This is a genomic window from Roseovarius halophilus (ex Wu et al. 2025) (assembly GCF_047086965.1).
On the sequence record NZ_JBKOTX010000021.1, the window covers coordinates 1 to 18,644 of the forward strand.

At 66.9% G+C, this 18,644-nt stretch carries 22 protein-coding genes and 1 tRNA gene; 10 read left to right on the forward strand and 13 right to left on the reverse strand.

The features are described from left to right. From ACH107_RS06315 to ACH107_RS06335, 5 genes are all read left to right on the forward strand, one after another. Positions 1–657 (forward strand): 4-hydroxybenzoate octaprenyltransferase (locus ACH107_RS06315; protein WP_412505103.1); only part of this gene is annotated, 657 nt, incomplete at its 5' end. A 64-nt stretch (positions 658–721) separates the two neighbouring features. Next, on the forward strand, positions 722–2,653 hold the full coding sequence (locus tag ACH107_RS06320) for an OmpA family protein (protein WP_412505104.1): 1,932 nt from the start codon (positions 722–724) through the stop codon (positions 2,651–2,653). Then, positions 2,646–2,972, forward strand: coding sequence for a hypothetical protein (locus ACH107_RS06325; protein WP_412505105.1), 327 nt, complete (start codon positions 2,646–2,648; stop codon positions 2,970–2,972). The genes ACH107_RS06320 and ACH107_RS06325 overlap by 8 nt, the downstream gene beginning before the upstream one ends. A gap of 95 nt (positions 2,973–3,067) precedes the next feature. Further along, positions 3,068–3,141, forward strand: a tRNA-Gly gene (locus ACH107_RS06330). A 108-nt stretch (positions 3,142–3,249) separates the two neighbouring features. Then, positions 3,250–5,046 (forward strand): ABC transporter transmembrane domain-containing protein, encoded by a 1,797-nt coding sequence (locus tag ACH107_RS06335; protein WP_412505106.1) that lies wholly within the window; start codon positions 3,250–3,252, stop codon positions 5,044–5,046. 9 nt (positions 5,047–5,055) lie between these two features. Here the strand turns inward: ACH107_RS06335 and ACH107_RS06340 are convergent, their stop codons facing one another. Together ACH107_RS06340 and ACH107_RS06345 are read right to left on the reverse strand one after the other, a co-directional pair. Next, entirely contained in the window at positions 5,056–6,141 is a 1,086-nt protein-coding gene (locus tag ACH107_RS06340; protein WP_412505107.1) for a flagellar motor switch protein FliG, read from the reverse strand. A gap of 86 nt (positions 6,142–6,227) precedes the next feature. Next, the gene (locus ACH107_RS06345; RefSeq protein WP_412505108.1) at positions 6,228–6,815 is read right to left on the reverse strand and encodes a GcrA family cell cycle regulator; all 588 of its coding nucleotides are present in this window, start codon (positions 6,813–6,815) and stop codon (positions 6,228–6,230) included. Positions 6,816–6,942: 127 nt separating this feature from the next. On the opposite strand from ACH107_RS06345, the gene ACH107_RS06350 reads away from it, so the two are divergent. Together ACH107_RS06350 and ACH107_RS06355 are read left to right on the forward strand one after the other, a co-directional pair. Continuing rightward, on the forward strand, positions 6,943–7,764 hold the full coding sequence (locus tag ACH107_RS06350; RefSeq protein ID WP_412505109.1) for an ABC transporter permease: 822 nt from the start codon (positions 6,943–6,945) through the stop codon (positions 7,762–7,764). An 89-nt stretch (positions 7,765–7,853) separates the two neighbouring features. Then, a complete protein-coding gene (locus ACH107_RS06355) occupies positions 7,854–8,876 on the forward strand; it encodes an aspartate-semialdehyde dehydrogenase (protein WP_412505110.1) in 1,023 nt (340 codons plus the stop codon). A 105-nt stretch (positions 8,877–8,981) separates the two neighbouring features. Here the strand turns inward: ACH107_RS06355 and ACH107_RS06360 are convergent, their stop codons facing one another. The 9 genes from ACH107_RS06360 to ACH107_RS06400 form a co-directional block, all read right to left on the reverse strand. After that, positions 8,982–10,028 (reverse strand): threonine aldolase family protein, encoded by a 1,047-nt coding sequence (locus ACH107_RS06360; protein ID WP_412505111.1) that lies wholly within the window; start codon positions 10,026–10,028, stop codon positions 8,982–8,984. Beyond that, positions 10,028–10,501 (reverse strand): YcgN family cysteine cluster protein, encoded by a 474-nt coding sequence (locus ACH107_RS06365; RefSeq protein ID WP_412505112.1) that lies wholly within the window; start codon positions 10,499–10,501, stop codon positions 10,028–10,030. Before ACH107_RS06365 ends, ACH107_RS06360 begins: the two co-directional genes overlap by 1 nt. Continuing rightward, positions 10,498–11,436, reverse strand: coding sequence for a bifunctional riboflavin kinase/FAD synthetase (locus ACH107_RS06370; protein ID WP_412505113.1), 939 nt, complete (start codon positions 11,434–11,436; stop codon positions 10,498–10,500). Before ACH107_RS06370 ends, ACH107_RS06365 begins: the two co-directional genes overlap by 4 nt. Before the next feature lie 48 nt (positions 11,437–11,484). After that, positions 11,485–11,667, reverse strand: a complete 183-nt coding sequence (locus ACH107_RS06375) for a hypothetical protein (protein WP_412505114.1) — start codon at positions 11,665–11,667, stop codon at positions 11,485–11,487. 119 nt (positions 11,668–11,786) lie between these two features. Further along, positions 11,787–12,095, reverse strand: a complete 309-nt coding sequence (locus tag ACH107_RS06380) for a hypothetical protein (RefSeq protein ID WP_412505116.1) — start codon at positions 12,093–12,095, stop codon at positions 11,787–11,789. A gap of 179 nt (positions 12,096–12,274) precedes the next feature. Beyond that, the gene (locus ACH107_RS06385; RefSeq protein WP_412505117.1) at positions 12,275–12,718 is read right to left on the reverse strand and encodes a MaoC family dehydratase; all 444 of its coding nucleotides are present in this window, start codon (positions 12,716–12,718) and stop codon (positions 12,275–12,277) included. A 100-nt stretch (positions 12,719–12,818) separates the two neighbouring features. Then, positions 12,819–13,694, reverse strand: a complete 876-nt coding sequence (locus tag ACH107_RS06390) for a TIGR01459 family HAD-type hydrolase (RefSeq protein ID WP_412505119.1) — start codon at positions 13,692–13,694, stop codon at positions 12,819–12,821. Between the two features lie 309 nt (positions 13,695–14,003). Beyond that, a complete protein-coding gene (locus tag ACH107_RS06395; RefSeq protein ID WP_412505120.1) occupies positions 14,004–14,231 on the reverse strand; it encodes a DUF1150 family protein in 228 nt (75 codons plus the stop codon). A gap of 5 nt (positions 14,232–14,236) precedes the next feature. After that, positions 14,237–14,650 carry an Hsp20 family protein gene (locus tag ACH107_RS06400; RefSeq protein ID WP_412505121.1) on the reverse strand — a complete coding sequence of 138 codons (414 nt, stop codon included), beginning with the start codon at positions 14,648–14,650 and terminating at the stop codon, positions 14,237–14,239. A gap of 158 nt (positions 14,651–14,808) precedes the next feature. On the opposite strand from ACH107_RS06400, the gene ACH107_RS06405 reads away from it, so the two are divergent. The 3 genes from ACH107_RS06405 (at position 14,809) to ACH107_RS06415 (ending at position 16,688) form a co-directional block, all read left to right on the forward strand. Beyond that, positions 14,809–15,033, forward strand: a complete 225-nt coding sequence (locus tag ACH107_RS06405; RefSeq protein ID WP_412505122.1) for a YdcH family protein — start codon at positions 14,809–14,811, stop codon at positions 15,031–15,033. Between the two features lie 100 nt (positions 15,034–15,133). Further along, positions 15,134–15,622, forward strand: a complete 489-nt coding sequence (purE, locus tag ACH107_RS06410) for a 5-(carboxyamino)imidazole ribonucleotide mutase (protein WP_412505123.1) — start codon at positions 15,134–15,136, stop codon at positions 15,620–15,622. Then, positions 15,615–16,688: a 5-(carboxyamino)imidazole ribonucleotide synthase gene (locus tag ACH107_RS06415; protein WP_412505124.1), complete on the forward strand. Its 1,074-nt coding sequence runs from the start codon at positions 15,615–15,617 to the stop codon at positions 16,686–16,688. The genes purE and ACH107_RS06415 overlap by 8 nt, the downstream gene beginning before the upstream one ends. A gap of 35 nt (positions 16,689–16,723) precedes the next feature. Here the strand turns inward: ACH107_RS06415 and ACH107_RS06420 are convergent, their stop codons facing one another. Further along, a complete protein-coding gene (locus ACH107_RS06420) occupies positions 16,724–17,872 on the reverse strand; it encodes an alpha-D-ribose 1-methylphosphonate 5-triphosphate diphosphatase (protein ID WP_412505125.1) in 1,149 nt (382 codons plus the stop codon). Next, on the reverse strand, positions 17,869–18,591 hold the full coding sequence (locus tag ACH107_RS06425) for an esterase/lipase family protein (protein WP_412505126.1): 723 nt from the start codon (positions 18,589–18,591) through the stop codon (positions 17,869–17,871). The genes ACH107_RS06420 and ACH107_RS06425 overlap by 4 nt, the downstream gene beginning before the upstream one ends. Positions 18,592–18,644 lie beyond the last annotated feature (53 nt).

The window sequence follows — 18,644 nt, forward strand, 5'->3', positions numbered from 1 at the left end:
GTCGCGCGCACCGCCGCGCGGCCCATCCCCGCCGGGCAGGTAAGCGTGCGCGGCGCGCTGGCCTGGATGACGGCGCAGGCGCTGGTGGCCTGCGCCATCCTGCTGACGTTCAACATCGCCGCCATCGCGCTGGGCGTGCTGTCGCTGCTGCCGGTCTGCGTCTATCCCTTTGCCAAGCGGTTCACGTGGTGGCCGCAAGTCTTTCTCGGGCTGGCCTTCAACTGGGGCGCGTTGCTGGCATGGACGGCGCATACCGGGCGGCTGGAATGGCCCGCGGTGATCCTGTATCTGGCCGGGATCGCGTGGACGCTTTTCTATGACACCGTCTATGCCCATCAGGACGCGGAGGACGACGCGCTGATCGGGGTGAAATCCACCGCGCGGCTTTTCGGCGCGGCCTCGCCGCGCTGGCTGCGCCGGTTCCTGGTGGGTGCCGTCAGCCTGATGGCGGCGGCCGTGATCCTTGCCGTGCCGGGCGACCGGCCTGTCGCGTTGCTGCTGGCCCTGGCCGGCCCGTGGGCGTTCGGCTGGCACCTGCACTGGCAATTGCGGCATTTCGACGTGGAGGACGGCGCGGGCCTGCTGCGGCTGTTCCGGGCGAACCGCGACGCGGGGCTGCTGCCTCTGCCGTTTTTCGCCGTCGCGCTGTTCCTCTGATTGCAACTGCCGGGGCCAGCGCCTAGAACCCGCCCGGGGATCAACGAAAGGACCGGCCGGCCTCATGCGGCTTTCGACATTTTTCACGGTTGCGGGGACGTTCCTTGCGGCGGCGGTGCTGAGCGTGTTTGCCGCGCGTTTCGCGGTCACGGCCGTCGAGGACAACACCCGCGCGGCGGTGCGCGGCGCGCTCGACGACGGCGGGATGAGCTGGGCCAAGGTGGATACCACCGGCCTGCAGGTGTTCCTGGCCGGCACCGCCCCGAGCGAGGCGACCCGGTTCAAGGCGCTGTCGGAAGCCGGCACCGTGGTGGACGCGGCGCGGATCATCGACCAGATGCTGGTAGCCGAGACGGCCGACATCGCGCCGCCGCGCTTCTCGATCGAGGTGCTGCGCAACGATCGCGGGATATCCCTGATCGGGCTGGTGCCGAGGACGACGGACCGCGCGGCGCTGGTGGACGACATCGCCGGGGCAACTGGCGAGGACGACGTGGCCGACCTGCTGGAAGCCGCCGATCATCCCGCGCCCGACGGCTGGACCGAGGCGCTGGAATACGCGGTGGAGTCGCTGGGCCGGCTGCCGCGCGCCAAGATCTCGGTCGATTCCGCGCGCGTCGTGATCAAGGCCATGGCCGACAGCCCGGCCGACAAGCGCCGGCTGGAAACGGACCTCGCGCGCGAGGTCCCCGAGGGGATCCGGCTGGCACTGGACATCTCGGCGCCGCGGCCGGTCATCACGCCGTTCACCCTGCGCTTCGTGATCAATGACGGGCGGGCGCGGTTCGATGCCTGTTCGGCCGACACCGAGGAGGCGCGCGACCGCATCCTGAGCGCCGCCGGCGAGGCCGGCATGACCGGGCGGGCCGATTGCGTCATCGGGCTGGGCGTGCCGTCGCCGCGTTGGGGCGCCGCCGCCGAGATGGCGATCGGGGCGCTGGCTGACCTTGGCGAGGGCAGCATCACCATGTCGGATGCCGATATCTCGTTGCTGGCCGCGCAGGGCACGCCGCAGGACCGCTTCGACGACATCGTGGGCCGGCTGGAGACATCGCTGCCCGAGGTGTTCGCGCTGCATGCCAAGCTGCCGGAACCGCCCGAGGAAACCCCCGAGATCGTGCCCGAGCTGATCGCCACCCTGTCGCCCGAGGGCCTGTTGCAGATCCGCGGCCGCGTGGGCAGCGAGATGATGCGCGAGACGGTGGACAGTTTCGCCAAGGCGCGGTTCAACTCGGAGTCGGTGGATACCACCGCGCGGGTGGTGGCCGAGGGGCTGCCGCAGGACTGGGCGGTCCGGGTCCTGACGGGGCTGGAGGCGCTGTCGCATCTGGCGAACGGCGCCGTCACCGTGACGCCCGGGTCGCTTGACGTGCAGGGCCAGACCGGCAACAAGGAGGCTGGCGCGACCATCGCGCAGCTTTTGTCGGACAAGCTGGGCGACGGGGCGCAATACGATATCGACGTGAGCTACCGCGAGGCGCTGGACCCGGTGGCCAGCCTGCCCACGCCCGCGGAATGCGAGGCCCGGATTTCCGAGATACTGGCCGAGAACAAGATAGCCTTCGAACCCGGCTCGGCGACGATCGGACCCGGCGGGGCGAAGATCATGGATGACATCGCCGCCGTGCTGAAGGAGTGCGGCGAGGTCCGCATGGAGATCGGCGGGCATACCGACAGCCAGGGCCGCGAGGTGATGAACGAGCAACTGAGCCTTGACAGGGCCCGTGCCGTCCTGAACGAATTGCGGCTGCGCCGGGTGCTGACGTCGTCGTTGACCGCCAAGGGGTACGGCGAGAGCCGCCCCGTCGCCGACAACGACACCGAGGAGGGGCGCGAGGCCAACCGCCGGATCGAGTTCCGCCTGATCCGACCGGAACCGGCCGACGAAGATGCCCCGGCCGACGGGGACGACCTTGAAAATCCGGCCGAGGACGGCGAAGAGGAGACGGCGGCGGAACCCGCCGCCGATGCGCAGGAAGACACGCCCGATGAATAGAACGGAATTCATAATCGCCACCGCCGTCGTGCTGTTCGTGGCCTTCTGCATCGGGTGGTTCGCCAACTGGCTTGTGCACCGGTTCATCAGCGTGGCCGGCTCGGACGTGGAGGAACTGGAAAAGATGGCGCAGGAACTGCACGAGGCGGAGGAAACCCGCGATCAGGCGATCACGTATCTTCAGCAGCGCGAGGCGGAACTGACCAACCAGCTGAGCCAGACCGAGGCGGAGCTGTCTGCCACGATGGACGGGCTGCGCGAAGCGCGCCACGAGGCCGAGCAACTGCGCAGCCAGCTTGGGAAAAGCCGCGCCGGCTGAGCGCCGGCAAGCCGGCGTCCCGGCCGGCGCGGTGACGGCGGCGGGACTTCTGCCTTGACGTCCGGGCGCGCATGAAATACCCCGATGACCACCAAGCGGGCATGGTGAAATGGTATCACACGAGCCTTCCAAGCTCTTGGTGCGGGTTCGATTCCCGCTGCCCGCTCCAGCCAATCTGTCAGTTTCACGTGGTGACCGGCCTGTGACCGATCTGTCCACTTGACGATGCGCGGCCTTGGCGCCAAACACGGCATTCGAACAACAAGGGGACCGCCGGATGGTGCGCAAGGCAGGCAAGGACGCCGATGCGTTGGATCGTGACACGTCGAAACGGGTAAGTGCGCTGGCCGATCTGTGGCCGTTCGTGAAACCTTACCGGGTCTTGCTGGCCAGCGCGCTTCTGGCGCTCGTGCTGACGGCGGCGGTGTCGCTGATGCTGCCGATGGCGGTGCGCCGCGTCGTGGACAACTTCAACGCGCAGGACGGGGCGCTGCTGGACAGGTATTTCGCCGCGGCACTGGGGATCGCGGCGTTGCTGGCGCTCGGCACCGGGCTGCGATACGCCCTCGTCACCCGGCTGGGCGAGCGCGTGGTGGCCGATATACGCCGTGCCGTCTTTGACCGGGTCATCGGGATGAGCCCGGCGTTCTTCGAGCGCATCATGACCGGGGAGGTCGTGAGCCGGATCACCACCGACACGACGCTGATCCTGAGCGTGATCGGGTCGTCGATCTCGATCGCGTTGCGCAACCTGCTGATATTCATGGGCGGGCTGGCGCTGATGCTGGTGACCTCGCCCAAGCTGACGGGCATGGTCCTGCTGATCGTGCCGCTGGTGATCGTGCCGATCCTGACGCTGGGCCGGCGCCTGCGCAAGCTGAGCCGCGAGAACCAGGACTGGATCGCGCAGAGTTCCGGCAATGCCTCGGAGGCGCTGACGAGCGTTCAGACGATCCAGGCCTTCACCCACGAGGTGGCCAGCCGGGCGCGGTTCGGCGAAGTAACGGAGCACAGCTACGATTCCGCGCGCCGGCGCATCACGACGCGGGCCCTGATGACGATGATCGTGATCTTCCTTGTTTTCACCGGGGTGGTCTGCGTGCTGTGGATGGGCGCGCGCGACGTGCGCGCCGGCGGCATGAGCGCGGGGGCGCTTGTCCAGTTCGTGATCTATTCCGTCATGGTGGCGGGATCCGTGGCGGCGCTTTCGGAAATATGGGGCGAGGTCCAGCGCGCGGCCGGCGCGACCGAGCGGCTGAACGAGTTGCTGAACGCGCGCGACCGGGTGACGGACCCCGCCCAGCCGCGTGCGCTGCCCGAGCCGGTCCGCGGCGAGATCGGGTTCGAGGCGGTGCGCTTTGCCTATCCATCGCGGCCCGACCAGCCCGCGCTGGATGATTTCACCCTGCATGTCGCGCCGGGCGAGACCGTCGCGCTGGTGGGGCCGTCCGGGGCGGGCAAGACCAGCGTGATACAACTGATCCAGCGGTTCCATGACCCCGAGTCGGGCCGGATCACGCTTGACGGGCTCGCGTTGGACACGATGGCGCGGCCGGAATTCCGCCGGCACATGGCACTGGTGCCGCAGGACCCTGTGATCTTCGCCGCCTCGGCGCGCGAGAACATACGTTTCGGCAGGCTCGACGCGCGCGATGACGAGGTCGAGGCGGCGGCGCGCGCGGCGGCCGCGCATGAATTCATCACCGCGTTGCCGGACGGCTACGATACCTACGTGGGCGAGCGCGGCGTGATGCTGTCGGGCGGGCAGAAGCAGCGCATCGCGATCGCGCGCGCGATCCTGCGCGATGCGCCGGTCCTGTTGCTGGACGAGGCCACGAGCGCGCTGGATGCCGAGAGCGAACGCGCGGTGCAGGACGCGGTGGACGCCATGGCCCGCACCCGCACCACGATCATCGTCGCGCACAGGCTGGCCACGGTCAAGAAGGCCGACCGGATCGTGGTGATGGAGAATGGCCGGATCGTGGCACAGGGCACGCATGACAGCCTCGTGGCGGAGGACGGGCTTTATGCGCGGCTGGCCCGGCTGCAATTCACCGACGGGATGGCCGCCTGAGCCCGCGCCTCAGGCGTCGTCCTCGTCGGGGATGGTGAGTGTCAGGTCGCCATCGGCCTCGAGCGCGCGGATGGCGTTCACGATGGCCGTCATGGCCTCTTCGCCATCGCGCGGGGGGACAGCGCCGCGTTCCGAGATCTCCTCCCGCAGGGCCTCGGCCATGCGCTTGGACATGTTCGACAGCACGAAATCGGCGGCCGGGGCGAGGTCATCATCGGCCTCGGCGGCGGTCAGCGCGGTGACGAGCACGGGCTGGTCCACGGCCCGCACGACCTTGGGCACGTCGGTGGGGGAGAGCCGCTGCGGGACATGCACGAAGGTGAAAATCGCCTTGCGCACCCGCGCGGCGAAGTCGCTGTCGGTTTCGTCCAGCCCTTCGAGCACGGTGTCACGGGTCAATGCCTGCGAATAATTGAGGATCGCGCCAACCCGTTCCTCGGGCCCGTCGGAAAAGGCGGTTTCAGGGGCTTCGTGCAGCTGCGCGGCCAGCGACAGGCCGATCCTGTCCACGGCCTCCGGCGTGACGGCATCGGTCTGCGAGATCGCGTAGGTGATGCGCCGGGCCTTGTCCCCGGGCAGCCGACCGAGCAGGTCGGCGGCGCGGGCCACGTCGAGCTTGGCGAGCATGACCGCCGCGACCTCGGTGCTTTCGCCGTCGATGATCGGCACGAGCGCATCCAGATCGGCGGCGCGCACCTGCTCCCACGGATCCCCGAACTGGCGAACGCCCGCCTCCTTGCGCAGGCGCGCGGCGGTCTGCGGGCTGATGCGGCCATCCAGCGCCGACAGCGCCCCGGCCACGCCCCGGGGGAAGGTCAGGCCGAGGCTGTCAAGCTCCTGCGCGAATTCCGCCAGCACGTCGGCGAGCGTGTCGCGATCGACGTATTGCATGGATCCCATCAGCGTGGTCAGATCCTCCTGCAGGGGATCGGGCAGGTCATCGAGGCGCAGATCCGCACCCTCGTTCAGCAGGAAACGCACGATGATCGCCGCTTTCTGCCGACGGTTCAGCCGGGCGGCCCCGCCCGCGGCGGGTGACGCCGTATCGTCCGTGCCCGCGTTGGAGATGCGCGCCAGCGCCTTGGAGTTGGTCATGGGCCCCTCCGATAAACAGCCGGGCCCATCCTAGGACGACATCCGTGAAGAAATGTCTAAGCGTTACGCCACATTTGCGCCACCCGTCACCGCTTGCGGTCGCGGCGGCTGGACATGGGTTGGAACGCGACGCCGACATGCGCTTCGCAATACGGCTTGCCCGCCTTTACCGGCAGGCCGCAGAACCAGAAATCCTCGGTGGCCGGGTCGCCCACGGGCCACTTGCAGGTCCGTTCGGTCAGTTCCATCAGGCTGAGCCGCTTGGCCTTCTTCTCGATCTCGCTGACCTTGGCGAGCGCCTCGGGGTCGATCTCGTTCGCGGCGGGCTGCGGTGGCAGCGGCTGGCCGGCCGGGATGATTGTCTTGGCGCGGCTGGCGGGTGCCGAGTCCGCCGCGGCGGGTTCGGGCTCCGCCGGTTCGGGCTCCGGCTTGGGCGCCGCCGGCTTGGCGGCCGGCTTGGGCGCGGCTTTCTGTGGCGCCTCGGGCTGCGGCGCCGCTTCCTTGGGGGCCTCGGCCGGGCCGGTGCCGTTACGGTTCGAAAGGCCGAGCCTGTGGACCTTGCCGATCACCGCGTTGCGGGTGACGCCGCCCAGTTCCTTGGCGATCTGGCTGGCCGACTGGCCTTCGTTCCACAGCCTTTTCAACAGTTCAACGCGCTCGTCGCTCCAGGACATCGCTCACCCTTCATCTGGAAAAGGCGGCACGACATCCCGCGCCGCCCGCAAAAATTCTCTCGCACCCTATTCTAATCACTCGGCCCTGAGTTACAAGGCATCGAATCGGACGGGCAAGGAGGCCGGCATGGTGGACTGGGCGGATCGGACGGACACGCACGACATGGGAACACGGCGGTTCGGCCGGGTGAACTGGCTGGGGCTCTACACGCTGGCGCGCCGCGAGATCATGCGGTTCGCAAACGTCTGGACGCAGACCGTTATGGCACCGCTGGTGACGGCGGGGCTGTTCCTGATGATCTTCACCATCGCGATCGGCCCGCGGCGGGGCGACGTGATGGGAGTGGATTTCACCACCTTCATCGCGCCGGGGATCCTGATGATGACCGTGATCCAGAATTCCTTTGCCAACACGTCGTCCTCGATCGTCATTTCCAAGGTCCAGGGCAATATCGTCGACACGCTGATGCCGCCGCTGAGCGCCATTGAAATGGTGCTGGGCTACCTCGCCGGCGCGGTGGGCCGGGGGCTGCTGGTGGCCGTGGCCATCAGCGCCGGTCTGGGGCTGTTCGTGGGCATCGGCGTGGCGCATCCGGTCTGGGCGCTGACATTCGTCATCCTCGGCGCGGCCTTCATGGGGGTGCTTGGCATGGTGGCGGGCATTTTCGCCAACAAGTTCGACCAGATGGCGGCGATCACGAATTTCGTCATCATGCCGCTGGCCTTCCTGTCGGGCACGTTCTACTCGGTCGATGCACTGCCGCCGGGGCTGCGCGAGATCACGCATTTCAACCCGGTTTTCTACCTTATCGACGGGGCGCGCTACGGGGTCATCGGGGTTTCCGACAGCTCGCCATGGCTGGGGCTGGGTGTCGGCGTCAGCGTGACGCTGGCGGTAGGCTTCGCGGCATGGGCGATGTTCGCGCGCGGCTATCGGCTCAAGGCGTGACGGGGGCGGACCGCACGGTTGGCCCTTTCATCCCTTGCTGCGCTGCGGTATGCACCGCGCCAAGCTGAGCTGAGACAAGGAGTCCCGTCATGGGCTACAGAGTTGCCATCGTCGGTGCCACGGGCAACGTGGGGCGCGAAATGCTGACCATCCTGGCCGAGCGCGAGTTCGCGGTGGACGAAGTCGCCGCGTTGGCGAGCCGCCGCAGCCTCGGATCCGAGGTGAGTTTCGGGGACGAGACGCTGAAGACCCAGGACCTGGACACGTTCGATTTCACCGGCTGGGACATCGCCCTGTTCGCGATCGGGTCGGACGCGACGAAGAAATACGCGCCCAAGGCGGCCGCGGCGGGCTGTGTCGTGATCGACAACAGCTCGCTCTACCGCTACGACCCGGACGTGCCGCTGGTGGTGCCCGAGTGCAACCCCGAGGCCGTCGACGGCTATGCCAAGAAGAACATCATCGCCAACCCCAACTGCTCGACCGCGCAGATGGTGGTGGCGCTGAAACCGCTGCACGACCGCGCGATGATCAAGCGCGTCGTGGTCAGCACGTACCAGTCGGTTTCCGGGTCGGGGAAGGAGGGCATCGACGAGCTCTGGGACCAGACCAAGGCGGTCTACAACCCGACCGACGAGTACGAGCCCAAGGTGTATCCCAAGCAGATCGCGTTCAACGTGATCCCGCATATCGACGTCTTCCTTGAGGACGGGCAGACCAAGGAAGAATGGAAGATGGTCGCCGAGACCAAGAAGATCATCGACCCGGCCATCAAGCTTACGGCGACCTGTGTGCGGGTGCCGGTCTTCGTTGGCCATTCCGAGGCGATCAACATCGAGTTCGAGGACCATCTGGACGAGGCCGAGGCGCGCGACATCCTGCGCGAAAGCCCCGGGATCATGGTGATCGACAAGCGCGAGGATGGCGGCTACGTCACCCCCGTTGAATGCGTGGGCGATTTCGCCACCTTCATCAGCCGCATCCGCCAAGACCCGACGATCGACAACGGCCTGAACCTGTGGTGCGTTTCCGACAACCTGCGCAAGGGTGCGGCCCTGAATGCCGTGCAGATCGCCGAAACGCTGGGCAAGCGGGTCCTCAGGAAAGGCTGAGACGCGGCGCCGGCATGAGCCCGGCACCCGTTGACGGTGCCGGGTGGTGGCCCGTGTGACCTTCATCACCGTGCCTCGCCACCGCGGCCGGGGGCGTGGCCCGCGTCAGCCGCGGGCGGTGTCGATGAACCGGTCGATCGCGTCATGGTCGATCGACCAGTCGCAGACCAGCCGCATGGTCAGCGCCTCGTCCGGGTCGCCTGTCTCCAGCGGCCCGTCATAAAGCCCGTAGACCGCGCCGGCGGCGTGCAATCTCTGATGCGTGGCGCGGGGCAGGGTGGCGAATATCATGTTGGCTTGCGGCGCGGCGAGGAAACGGCAGCCGGGGACCGTGCGCAACCCCCCGGCCAGACGCGCGGCGTTGGCGTTGGCCCGCTCGGCCATTGTCAGCCACAGGTCATCGCTAAGATAGGCCAGCATCTGTGCCGACAGGTAGCGGTGCTTGGAAAACAGATGCGCGGAGCGTTTGCGGCGCAGTTCGAATTCCCACGCGTTCTCGGGCGAGAAGAAAATGACCGCCTCGACCCCGAGGCAGCCGTTCTTCGTTCCGCCAAGCGAAACGGCGTCGACCCCGGCCCGCCACGTCATCTCTGCCGGGCTGCAGCCGAGCGAGACAAGCGCGTTGGCAAAGCGCGCCCCGTCCATGTAGGTGGGCAAACGGTGGTCCTTGGCGACGGCCGTCAGCGCCGTCAGCTCTGCCGTCGAATAGACGCGCCCCATCTCCGTCGCCTGCGTCAGCGCCAGCGGGCCGTGCTGGGGCACGTGAACGTCGCCCTTCGCCCAGTTGCCGATCGCGTCCCGCAGGGCTGCCGGCGTCATCTTGTCGGCCTCGCCCACGAGGCTCAGCTTGGCGCCGCCGGTGAAGAATTCGGGCGCGTTGCATTCGTCCCTGTGGATATGGGCAAGCGGCGTGCAGAACACCGTCTGCCAAGGCTGTGACAGCGTGGCGAGCGCGAGCGCGTTCGCCGCGGTGCCGGTGGCCACGAGGTAGACGCTGGCGCGGGGCGCCTCGAACAGGTCGCGGAGGCGGTCCGTCACCTCGTCCATGCGCGCATCGTTGCCGTAGGGCGCGGCAAAGCCGTCGTTGGCGTCGGCCAGCGCGGCGATGATGTCGGGATGGGCCGGTCCGGCATTGTCCGAGGCGAATTTCATCAACCGGGTTCCTCGATCAGGTGGTGTTCCCAGTCGTCATCGTCGACGTCGAATTCGGGAACGGTCGCGTTCTGTACGGACACGCCGGCGTCGTGCACGCTTTGCGCGCGGCCCGAGATCAGCGGGTGCCAGTCGAAAAGCGGTTTGCCCTGGTGCAGCAGCTTGTAGGCGCAGGTTTCCGGCATCCAGTAGAGGTGGCTTTCAAGGTTCCGTGCCGTCAGCGTGATGCATTCGGGCACGAAGCGGTGCCGCGTGTCGTAGCTTGCGCACCGGCATGTCGCGTCATCGAAAAGCCGGCAGGCCACGCGCGTCAGGGCGACCTCGCCGGTGTCCTCGTCCTCGATCTTGTTCAGGCAGCACTTGCCGCAGCCGTCGCACAAGGCTTCCCATTCCTCGCGGGTCATGCGCGAGAGCGGCGTATCCTCCCAGAAACGCGGGCGCAGCCCGTCGCGGTTGATCGGATCGGTCGTCATAGTGCCGCCAGTATCCGGCGCGCTTGCGCGCAATCGGCATCCATCTGCGCGATGAAGGCGTCGAGCCCGTCAAAGGTCTCTTCCGGGCGCAGGTACTCGACAAGCGCGACCGACAGGTCGGCGCCGTAGAGGTCGCCCGAAAAATCGAAGATGAAAGTTTCGAGGTTCGGGACATCGCCGTCGAACATCGGGCGCACCCCGAGGGAGGCCGCGCCGTGATACTGGCCTTGATGCGGCCCCGACAGCACGTCCACCAGCACGGCGTAGACCCCGAAACGCGGCGGGTGCAGGCCCGCGATCGACATGTTCGCGGTGGGGTAGCCAAGGTCGCGGCCGCGCTGCTCGCCGCCGATGACCAGCCCTTCTATCCGGTGCCAATGGCCCAGCATCTTTGCCGCGTCGCGGGGGCGGCCGTCGGACAGGGCCTGCCGGATGGCCGTGGAGGACACCTGCCCCTGCGACCCTTCGAGAAGCCGGGCGATCGTGACGCCGAATCCCATCCGGCGCCCGAAAGCTTCGAGGTGCTCCGCGTTGCCCGCGCGGCCCTTGCCGAAACAGAAATCGGCGCCGACCACGATATGTTTCAAGCCCAGCCCGTCCACGATCACCGTGCGGGCGAATTCCTCGGGGGTGAGAGCGGACAGCCCGGCGTTGAAGTTGAGTTCATAGAGTTTCTCGACGCCCAGTTTTTCCAGCCTGTGCGCACGCGCCTCGCGGCCCATCAGGCGGAACGGGGCGCCGCCGGGGGCAAAGTATTCGCGGGGGTGCGGTTCGAACGTGAGGACTCCGAGCGGCGCGCCGATCCGGTCGCCCGCCTCCCGGGCGATGTCGATCACCGACTGGTGGCCCACATGCACGCCGTCGAAGTTGCCGATGGCCGCCGAGGCGCCCCTGTCCGCCGGGTCAAGAAAGGTATAATCGCGTATGATGCGCATGGGGCTTTGCGTAGCCCCATGCGCCACTCTGTGCAAGCGCGGAGAACGTCACGCCTGACGCGGGCCGCGCTGTTCCATGATCGCGCGGCGGATGGCCTGCCAATGCGCGGCTTCGTCGTTGTGGCCGGCATCCTCGAATTCGCGGGCCTTGCGCGCCGCCTCGGCCTCGGCCTTGCCGCCGTGAGAGCTGAGCAGCGCGCGGGCGTGTTCGGCCGTTTTCATGACATCCATGTCTGTCCTCCCTTGTCTGAACCGGACCGGCGCTTGCCGATCCCCGACGGGACATCACTCTAACACGAATTTCGCGATTCAAGACATGCCGGATCAAGATGCGGCGTGGTGGCCCGGGGTCAGTTCCTGCCGCCGCCGCCGTTGCCGCCGCCGCCGGCACCACCGTCGCCGTTGCCGTTGCCGCCGGCTGCACCGCTCTGACCTTGACTGCTGTCGCTCTTGCCGTGCGCGTTGCGCGACAGGGCGCCGTTCATTTCATCCTCACCGGGGGTGTCCACGCTCTTTTCGAGGTTGGTGTCGTGATACCGGGCGTTGACGGTGTCATCTTCGTCCGCCCACGGGTTCCCGTGCGCGGCGAAAGCGGCGTTTTCCGTGCAGGTCAGGGCGATGCCAAGGGTGGCCACGATGGCCGATGCTCGAATGCTCATGTTTCATGTCCTTTGCTCTTGATGGCAGGACACGGGTAGCGTGATCGGTGCACCCGAAAACATTCAAAAAAACGCATATTTTTTTCAAGCAAGAATTTGCCCATGGCGGCGCCGCGCGCGCCGTCGGCCGCGCATGACGCGGGCATTGCCGGGGCGCCGGCCACGCGGTTGGACGGCTGTCAGTCGAACTTGCCTGACGGGGCCAGAACCGTTGCTTCGCCGACCAGCACTTTCTTGCCCTCCACCGTGCAGCGGCAATCAAGCTGCACCCGACGCTTGGCATGATCGATGCCTGTCACTTCGACTTCGGCATGCACCATGTCACCCGGCCGGACCGGGCCGAGGAACTTGAGGCTCTGGCCCATGTAGATGGTGCCGTGCCCCGGCAGCTGTTCACCGATCACGGCCGAGATGAGGCCCGCGGTCAGCATGCCGTGGGCGATCCGGCCTTCGAAGATCGTGTCCCGTGCATACGAGTCGTCGAGGTGCACCGGGTTATGGTCGGTCGAGACTTCCGCGAACATCTCGATGTCGCGATCGGTGATGACTTTGCGCACATGACGCGTCATCCCCATTTCGATTTCCTCGATGGTGACGGTTCCGCGCGGCATGTTGTCCAACATCCGACCCTCCAAGTGCCGTGATCGTGTAATTTTAGGACGCTTTCACGCCCGATGTTGGAACTTTATTACTTTGCAGTTGCAGCGAAGGCAAGGGTTTTTGTCAGCGCAAATGTCCGATCACGTAGGTCGGCCGGAAATCTTCCTTGTCCAGAAAGGCGCCGAGGGCGTCCGGGTCGGGCTGCTCCGTCGTCTTCGTTTCCGCAGCCGCGAGGCCGCCCGAAATGAACAGGGAATCAAGATCCTCGCCCACGGCGCCCGCGATGTCGGTCTGGATCCCGTCGCCGATGGCGAGGATCGCGCTGCGCGCCACGTCCTGCCCGAGCGCGGCCAGCCGGCGATAGGCCAGATCATAGATCGGCGGGTGCGGTTTGCCGAAATACAGGCTCTCGCCGCCCATGTCGGTATAAAGCCGGGCGAGGGCACCGGCGCACCATTCGCGCACCTCGCCGCGATCCACGACGATGTCAGGATTGGCGCACAGGAGTTTCAGCCCCTTCTGCTTGGCGTAGAGGAAATCCGCGCGGTTCTCGTCGGGGTGGGCCATCGGGTCGAACGGGCCGCAACACACGATGCCCTCGGCCTCCTTCAGGGGAACCCGCCGGATCGTGACCGGGTTGTCGATGATCGTCATGGGCTCGAAGAAGTCGGCGTCGAGGTCCCATTCACCCATGAACCAGACGTTTTCGCCGACCACACCACGGAACATGGCGGCGCGGGCCGAATCACCCGAGGACGCGATGGCGTCGTAGGCATTATCGGGTATGCCGAACTGCCTGATCTGGGCGGCGACACCGGCGCGCGGTTTGGGCGAGTTCGTCACAAGGATGACCTTGCCGCCGGTCGCGCGGTAGGCCGTCATCGCGGCCACGGCATCGGGCAGGGCCTTGACCCCGTCATGCATGCAGCCCCACAGATCGACGAACAGCGCGTCGTAGCCTTCGGCGATCTCGGCGAGAGTGTTGATGATGCGTGTCATGGCGGCCCACGTCTCCTGCTCTGGCTTGATTCGGTCGAGCTATGGCAGGCAGCGCCGGAATTGACCAGTGAAAGAAGGCCGGATCACGGGGTGATCCGGCCCGTGGCAGCAAATGCGGATTTTTCTGTCTTTCCCCGCGCGGAACAAGGGCGAAGCCCGCCGCCGTGAACGGACATCCAGCATATGCGGCGCCCGAAGATTTCTTCGGGCGCCCTTGGTCCGTACGGCCTTGCATTCACAAAGGGTTTCGCCCGACCGCGCACCACCAGATGCAAGGGGCCGGGGCGGGGTGATCCGGCCTTCTGCCGGTCAATGCACCGTCACGGGGTCCATGTCGTTCTGCCGGGCAATGATGAAGGCGAGCTTCCGGTCGCTGACAAGCGCCAGCCTCTCGCCCTCCGCGCTATGGACGGCATAAAGATGGTCGCGCCCCTCGGCCTGTTCGCGGACATCCTCGGGCAGGTCGGCCACGTTGACGGACCTGACATAGACGATGGGCCGTTCCGCCCCGGTTTCGAATTCGTAACGAGTATCCATGCTGCTTACCCCTTGTTGATCTTGATGGTCTGCACGACGTTCTCGGGCTGGGCCCGCGTCAGATCGACGTGGAGCAGGCCATTTTCCATGACCGCTTTACCGACCTCCACGCCGTCGGCCAGCACGAACGAGCGCTGGAACTGGCGCGCGGCGATGCCGCGGTGCAGGTAGACGCGATCGTCGCCGTCATCGCCTTGCCGGCCCCGTATCACCAGTTGCCGGTCCTCCAGCGTGATGGACAGGTCCGCCTCGCTGAAGCCGGCCACGGCCAGCGTGATCCGGTACGAGTTCTCGGAGGTCTGTTCGATGTTGAAAGGCGGGTACCCTTCGTTGCCGGATTTCGCGCTTCGTTCCAGTAACCGTTCAAGTTGCTCGAAGCCCAGCATGTAGGGATGCGACCCCAGGGAAAGCTTTGTCATCGACACGTCCTTGTTTCATAAGCGACAGTCCGTTTCAGGCCCCGTTGTGGCAACCTGCCGGAAATATGGGTATTCCGTCTTGACCGCGCAAGGTCTTTGCCTTGCGGCCCGCGTCCGCTATCTTGCCCGGGTTAATCCGTCGGAGGGAATCGCCATCCATGACCGCTTTCGAGGACCTGTCGCTCAAATCGGACGAGGTGCTGCGCATCGAGCTCGAGGAATTCCGCCGTCAGCATCGCGACCTTGACGAGGCGATCACCGCGCTCGAGGACAAGGCGACAAGCGATCCCCTGACGGTCCGGCGCCTGAAGAAGCAGAAGCTCAACATCAAGGACAGGATCACCCAGATCGAGGATCGGCTGTATCCCGACATCATCGCATGAACGGCGCGTGACCGCGAATTCGCTGACCCGGCCTTCCGAGGGCGCTGGAACTCCGCCGAGGGCAGGCGTATAGTGCCCATTCCATAACAGGGATCACGACATGGCGCAGGTCAAGGTTGGTATCATCATGGGCAGCCAGTCCGACTGGTCGACGATGCGCGAGGCGGCGGAAATTCTCGACGAATTGCGGGTCGCGCACGAGGCCCGGATCGTTTCGGCGCATCGCACGCCCGACCGGCTGTGGGAGTACGGGCGCACGGCCGCTGACCGCGGGTTGCAGGTCATCATCGCGGGCGCGGGCGGGGCGGCGCACCTGCCCGGCATGATGGCGTCGAAGACGCGCATTCCCGTGATCGGCGTGCCCGTCCAGACCCGGGCGCTGTCGGGTTTGGACAGCCTTTATTCCATCGTGCAGATGCCCAAGGGGTACCCGGTGGCCACAATGGCCATCGGGGCCGCCGGCGCGGCGAATGCCGGGTTGATGGCGGCGGCGATCCTTGCCAACAGTGACCCTGACCTCGCCACGCGGCTCGACGAATGGCGGGCCGCGCTTTCAGCCTCGATTCCGGAAGAACCCCAAGATGACTGACTCCCTGACCCCCGGCGCAACCATCGGTATCCTCGGTGGCGGCCAACTGGGCCGCATGCTGTCGGTCGCGGCCGCACGGCTGGGCTTCAAGACCTGCATCTACGACCCGACCGGCGATCCGCCTGCCAGCCACTTGGCGAATTACCATTTCAAGGCGGCCTACGAGGACGAGGCCTACTTGCGCCGGTTCGGCGACGCCGTCGATGTCATCACCTACGAATTCGAGAATATTCCCACATCGGCGCTGGACACGCTGGAAGGGCTGGCGCCGGTCCGGCCCGGGCGCAATGCATTGCGGGTCAGCCAGGACAGGCTGACCGAAAAGGCGTTCCTGTCCGATCTGGGGCTTGAAACCGCGCCGTTCGCGGCCGTCGATGACGAGGTCGACCTTGCCGAGGCGATCGCCGAGATCGGGTTGCCGGCGATCCTCAAGACGCGCCGGTTCGGGTATGACGGCAAGGGGCAATCGCGGATCGACACGGTCGAGGATGCCGAGCAGGCACTGGCCGACATGGCCGGTGCGCCAGCGATACTCGAGGGGGTCGTCGAGTTCACGCACGAGGTTTCGGCGATCGGGGCGCGGGGCATGGATCGCACGGTCGCCTGTTTCGACCCCGGCGAGAACGTGCACCGCGCGGGGATCCTGCGGACCACTACCGTGCCCGCCCGACTGTCCGCCGCGCAGCGGGCGGATGCCGTGCTGCTGGCCGGGCAAATCCTCAACAAGCTGGATTATGTCGGTGTCATGGGGGTCGAGCTGTTCGTGACCCGCGGCGGCCTCGTGGTGAACGAGATCGCGCCGCGCGTGCACAACTCGGGCCACTGGACGCAGCAGGGCTGTGCCGTCGACCAGTTCGAGCAGCATATTCGCGCCGTTGCGGGCTGGCCGTTGGGCGACGGGCAGCGGTACGCGGACGTGACGATGGAAAACCTGATCGGCGCGGACATGGACAACGTGCCGAAGATCGCCGCTGAGCCCGCCGCGGCGCTGCATTTGTACGGCAAGGCCGAGGTGAAGCCGGGCCGCAAGATGGGACATGTGAACCGGGTCGCCGCGCGTTCCTGAGCGGCGGCACGCGCCCCGTGCCCGGTGATCGGTTGTTACCCGAGGAAACGCGTCGCCGCCTCGCCGGACATGTAGCTGACGCGGCCGCCCGACAGGGTCGCGCCGATGGTGCGCGTTTTTTCGTCGAGGATCACGAGATCGGCCCGCAGCCCGGCCCGCAGGCTGCCGCGGTCGCGCAGGCCCAGCAGCCGTGCGGGCCCGTCTGAGATCAGCGCCCAAGCCGCGGCCAGATCGGTGATGCCGCTGTCGGCCAGCAGGAACGCCGCGCGTCTGAGCGACGGGTAGTGGTAATCCGATGCCAGCGCGTCCACCAGCCCCATCGCGGCCATGTCGATCGCGCTGGCATTGCCGTTATGCGACCCGCCGCGCACCACGTTGGGGGCGCCCATGATGATCGCGTCGTCGCCCGCCCTTGCCGCTTCTGCCGCGTCCAGCGTTTCGGGGAATTCGGCCATGCGCACCCCGCGCGCGCGCCATGCCGCGCGGTCACCGGCGGTACGGTCGTCATGGCTGCCCATCAGCACGCCGTTCTTCGCCAGCCGTGCCGTCAGCCTGTCGAGCGCGGCGGGCACCTCGGGCATCCGGGCGTGCAGGTCCTGCATGAAGGCCAGGTAGGTCTCGGGGTTGCAGCCAACCTTGAGCGCCTGCCCCGTCAACCGCTTGGGCCGCTTGCCCTTGTCCAGCGCCTCGTGCGGCAGGTGATCGTTGAACACGAGATGCCTGATCGCGTGGCGCGACATGAATGTTGCCGCCGCGTCGTAGGCGTCGAGCATCGCCACTTCGAACCTGAGCTGGCCGCGCAGGTCCGTCACGACACGGGGGCCGACATCGGCGAGCGCCGTGAACATGCTTTCCGCGAAATCGGGGCCGCGCATGCCGCCTTCCCAGCTGTAGAACTGCGCGAGGACGGCGGTGCTGATTCCGTTGGCGGCCAGTTCGGCCTCGGTGGCCAGCAGGCCCTGGCCCATGTCCTTCATCGCGCCGCGCCGGGGGGCGAGGTGGCGCTCGAAGCCGTCGCCGTGGATATCCACGATCCCCGGCAGGACCATGAAACCGCGCAGGTCGACCTCGCGGCCGGGTGCGCACTCCTGCAAAAGGCCGCCGGAAAGGCAGAGCGGCCGATCCTGTAGCCCGTCGGGCGTCAGGACGCACGCGCCCACCAGCCGCAAGTCGGGTGCCGTCATTTGCCGCCTCGCCGGAAGAGATCCCCGAGGTTCATGTCGTGGTCGAAACGGCCCTCGGCCAGGAATTCCCGGACCTGCGCGATCACCAGCGGGTTGTTCATCATGAACGTGTGCGTTGCCGGCAGGACGATATGATCGGCCATGCCCGCGACCCGGGTGGAGGCGATCGAGACCTTGCCATCGTCGGGCCCTTCGATCAGGGAAGAAAAATACGGGTTGAGCGACCGGGACCCGGCGATCACCCCCAGTTCGAAATCGACGGGCGGCAGGGTTTCGGGCACGCCGCCGGGGCCGGTTTCCAGTTGCAGCCCCGCCGGGCCGTTGAGCCACCTGAACAGGTCGAGCCCGCCCAGTTCATCCACCAGTTCGCTGCCGTGGTTGGGCGGCGCCAGCATCACCACCCGGCCAAGGTTGGCGGGGCGGTTCTCGGCCAGCCAGTACCGCAGCAGGATGCCGCCCATGGAATGGGTGACGAAATGAACGGTGGTGTCGCCGCAGACGGACAGGCCGAAGGGCAGGGTTTCCTCGGCCAGCCGCGAGATCCTGTCCTCGGTCGAGGGGTAATCGGGCGCGAAGGTGTCGTAGCCGTCGGCCTCGAGGACCTCCTGCATGACGAGAAGGGAGGTATCGCTACGGGCCAATCCGTGCAGCAGCACGACGCAATCCGCCAATGCGGGCGCGGGAAGGCAGAGGGCAAGCACGGTGAGCAGGTGTTTCATGCCGCTTGAGATATGCGCATTCGGGTCGTAAGAACAGGGGCCTTGTGACCGAC

Excerpts from the sequence above, each read along its gene's own strand:
- ACH107_RS06355 (WP_412505110.1), top strand. The coding sequence starts at position 7,854 with ATGGGCTACAGAGTTGCCATCGTCGGTGCCACGGGCAACGTGGGGCGC.
- ACH107_RS06370 (WP_412505113.1), bottom strand. The coding sequence starts at position 11,436 with ATGCGCATCATACGCGATTATACCTTTCTTGACCCGGCGGACAGGGGC.
- ACH107_RS06415 (WP_412505124.1), top strand. The coding sequence starts at position 15,615 with ATGACTGACTCCCTGACCCCCGGCGCAACCATCGGTATCCTCGGTGGC.
- ACH107_RS06365 (WP_412505112.1), bottom strand. The coding sequence starts at position 10,501 with ATGACGACCGATCCGATCAACCGCGACGGGCTGCGCCCGCGTTTCTGG.
- ACH107_RS06400 (WP_412505121.1), bottom strand. The coding sequence starts at position 14,650 with ATGACAAAGCTTTCCCTGGGGTCGCATCCCTACATGCTGGGCTTCGAG.
- ACH107_RS06420 (WP_412505125.1), bottom strand. The coding sequence starts at position 17,872 with ATGACGGCACCCGACTTGCGGCTGGTGGGCGCGTGCGTCCTGACGCCC.
- ACH107_RS06345 (WP_412505108.1), bottom strand. The coding sequence starts at position 6,815 with ATGTCCTGGAGCGACGAGCGCGTTGAACTGTTGAAAAGGCTGTGGAAC.
- ACH107_RS06340 (WP_412505107.1), bottom strand. The coding sequence starts at position 6,141 with ATGACCAACTCCAAGGCGCTGGCGCGCATCTCCAACGCGGGCACGGAC.
- ACH107_RS06320 (WP_412505104.1), top strand. The coding sequence starts at position 722 with ATGCGGCTTTCGACATTTTTCACGGTTGCGGGGACGTTCCTTGCGGCG.
- ACH107_RS06380 (WP_412505116.1), bottom strand. The coding sequence starts at position 12,095 with ATGAGCATTCGAGCATCGGCCATCGTGGCCACCCTTGGCATCGCCCTG.
- ACH107_RS06360 (WP_412505111.1), bottom strand. The coding sequence starts at position 10,028 with ATGAAATTCGCCTCGGACAATGCCGGACCGGCCCATCCCGACATCATC.
- ACH107_RS06325 (WP_412505105.1), top strand. The coding sequence starts at position 2,646 with ATGAATAGAACGGAATTCATAATCGCCACCGCCGTCGTGCTGTTCGTG.
- purE (WP_412505123.1), top strand. The coding sequence starts at position 15,134 with ATGGCGCAGGTCAAGGTTGGTATCATCATGGGCAGCCAGTCCGACTGG.
- ACH107_RS06335 (WP_412505106.1), top strand. The coding sequence starts at position 3,250 with ATGGTGCGCAAGGCAGGCAAGGACGCCGATGCGTTGGATCGTGACACG.
- ACH107_RS06425 (WP_412505126.1), bottom strand. The coding sequence starts at position 18,591 with ATGAAACACCTGCTCACCGTGCTTGCCCTCTGCCTTCCCGCGCCCGCA.
- ACH107_RS06390 (WP_412505119.1), bottom strand. The coding sequence starts at position 13,694 with ATGACACGCATCATCAACACTCTCGCCGAGATCGCCGAAGGCTACGAC.
- ACH107_RS06350 (WP_412505109.1), top strand. The coding sequence starts at position 6,943 with ATGGTGGACTGGGCGGATCGGACGGACACGCACGACATGGGAACACGG.
- ACH107_RS06385 (WP_412505117.1), bottom strand. The coding sequence starts at position 12,718 with ATGTTGGACAACATGCCGCGCGGAACCGTCACCATCGAGGAAATCGAA.
- ACH107_RS06395 (WP_412505120.1), bottom strand. The coding sequence starts at position 14,231 with ATGGATACTCGTTACGAATTCGAAACCGGGGCGGAACGGCCCATCGTC.
- ACH107_RS06375 (WP_412505114.1), bottom strand. The coding sequence starts at position 11,667 with ATGGATGTCATGAAAACGGCCGAACACGCCCGCGCGCTGCTCAGCTCT.
- ACH107_RS06405 (WP_412505122.1), top strand. The coding sequence starts at position 14,809 with ATGACCGCTTTCGAGGACCTGTCGCTCAAATCGGACGAGGTGCTGCGC.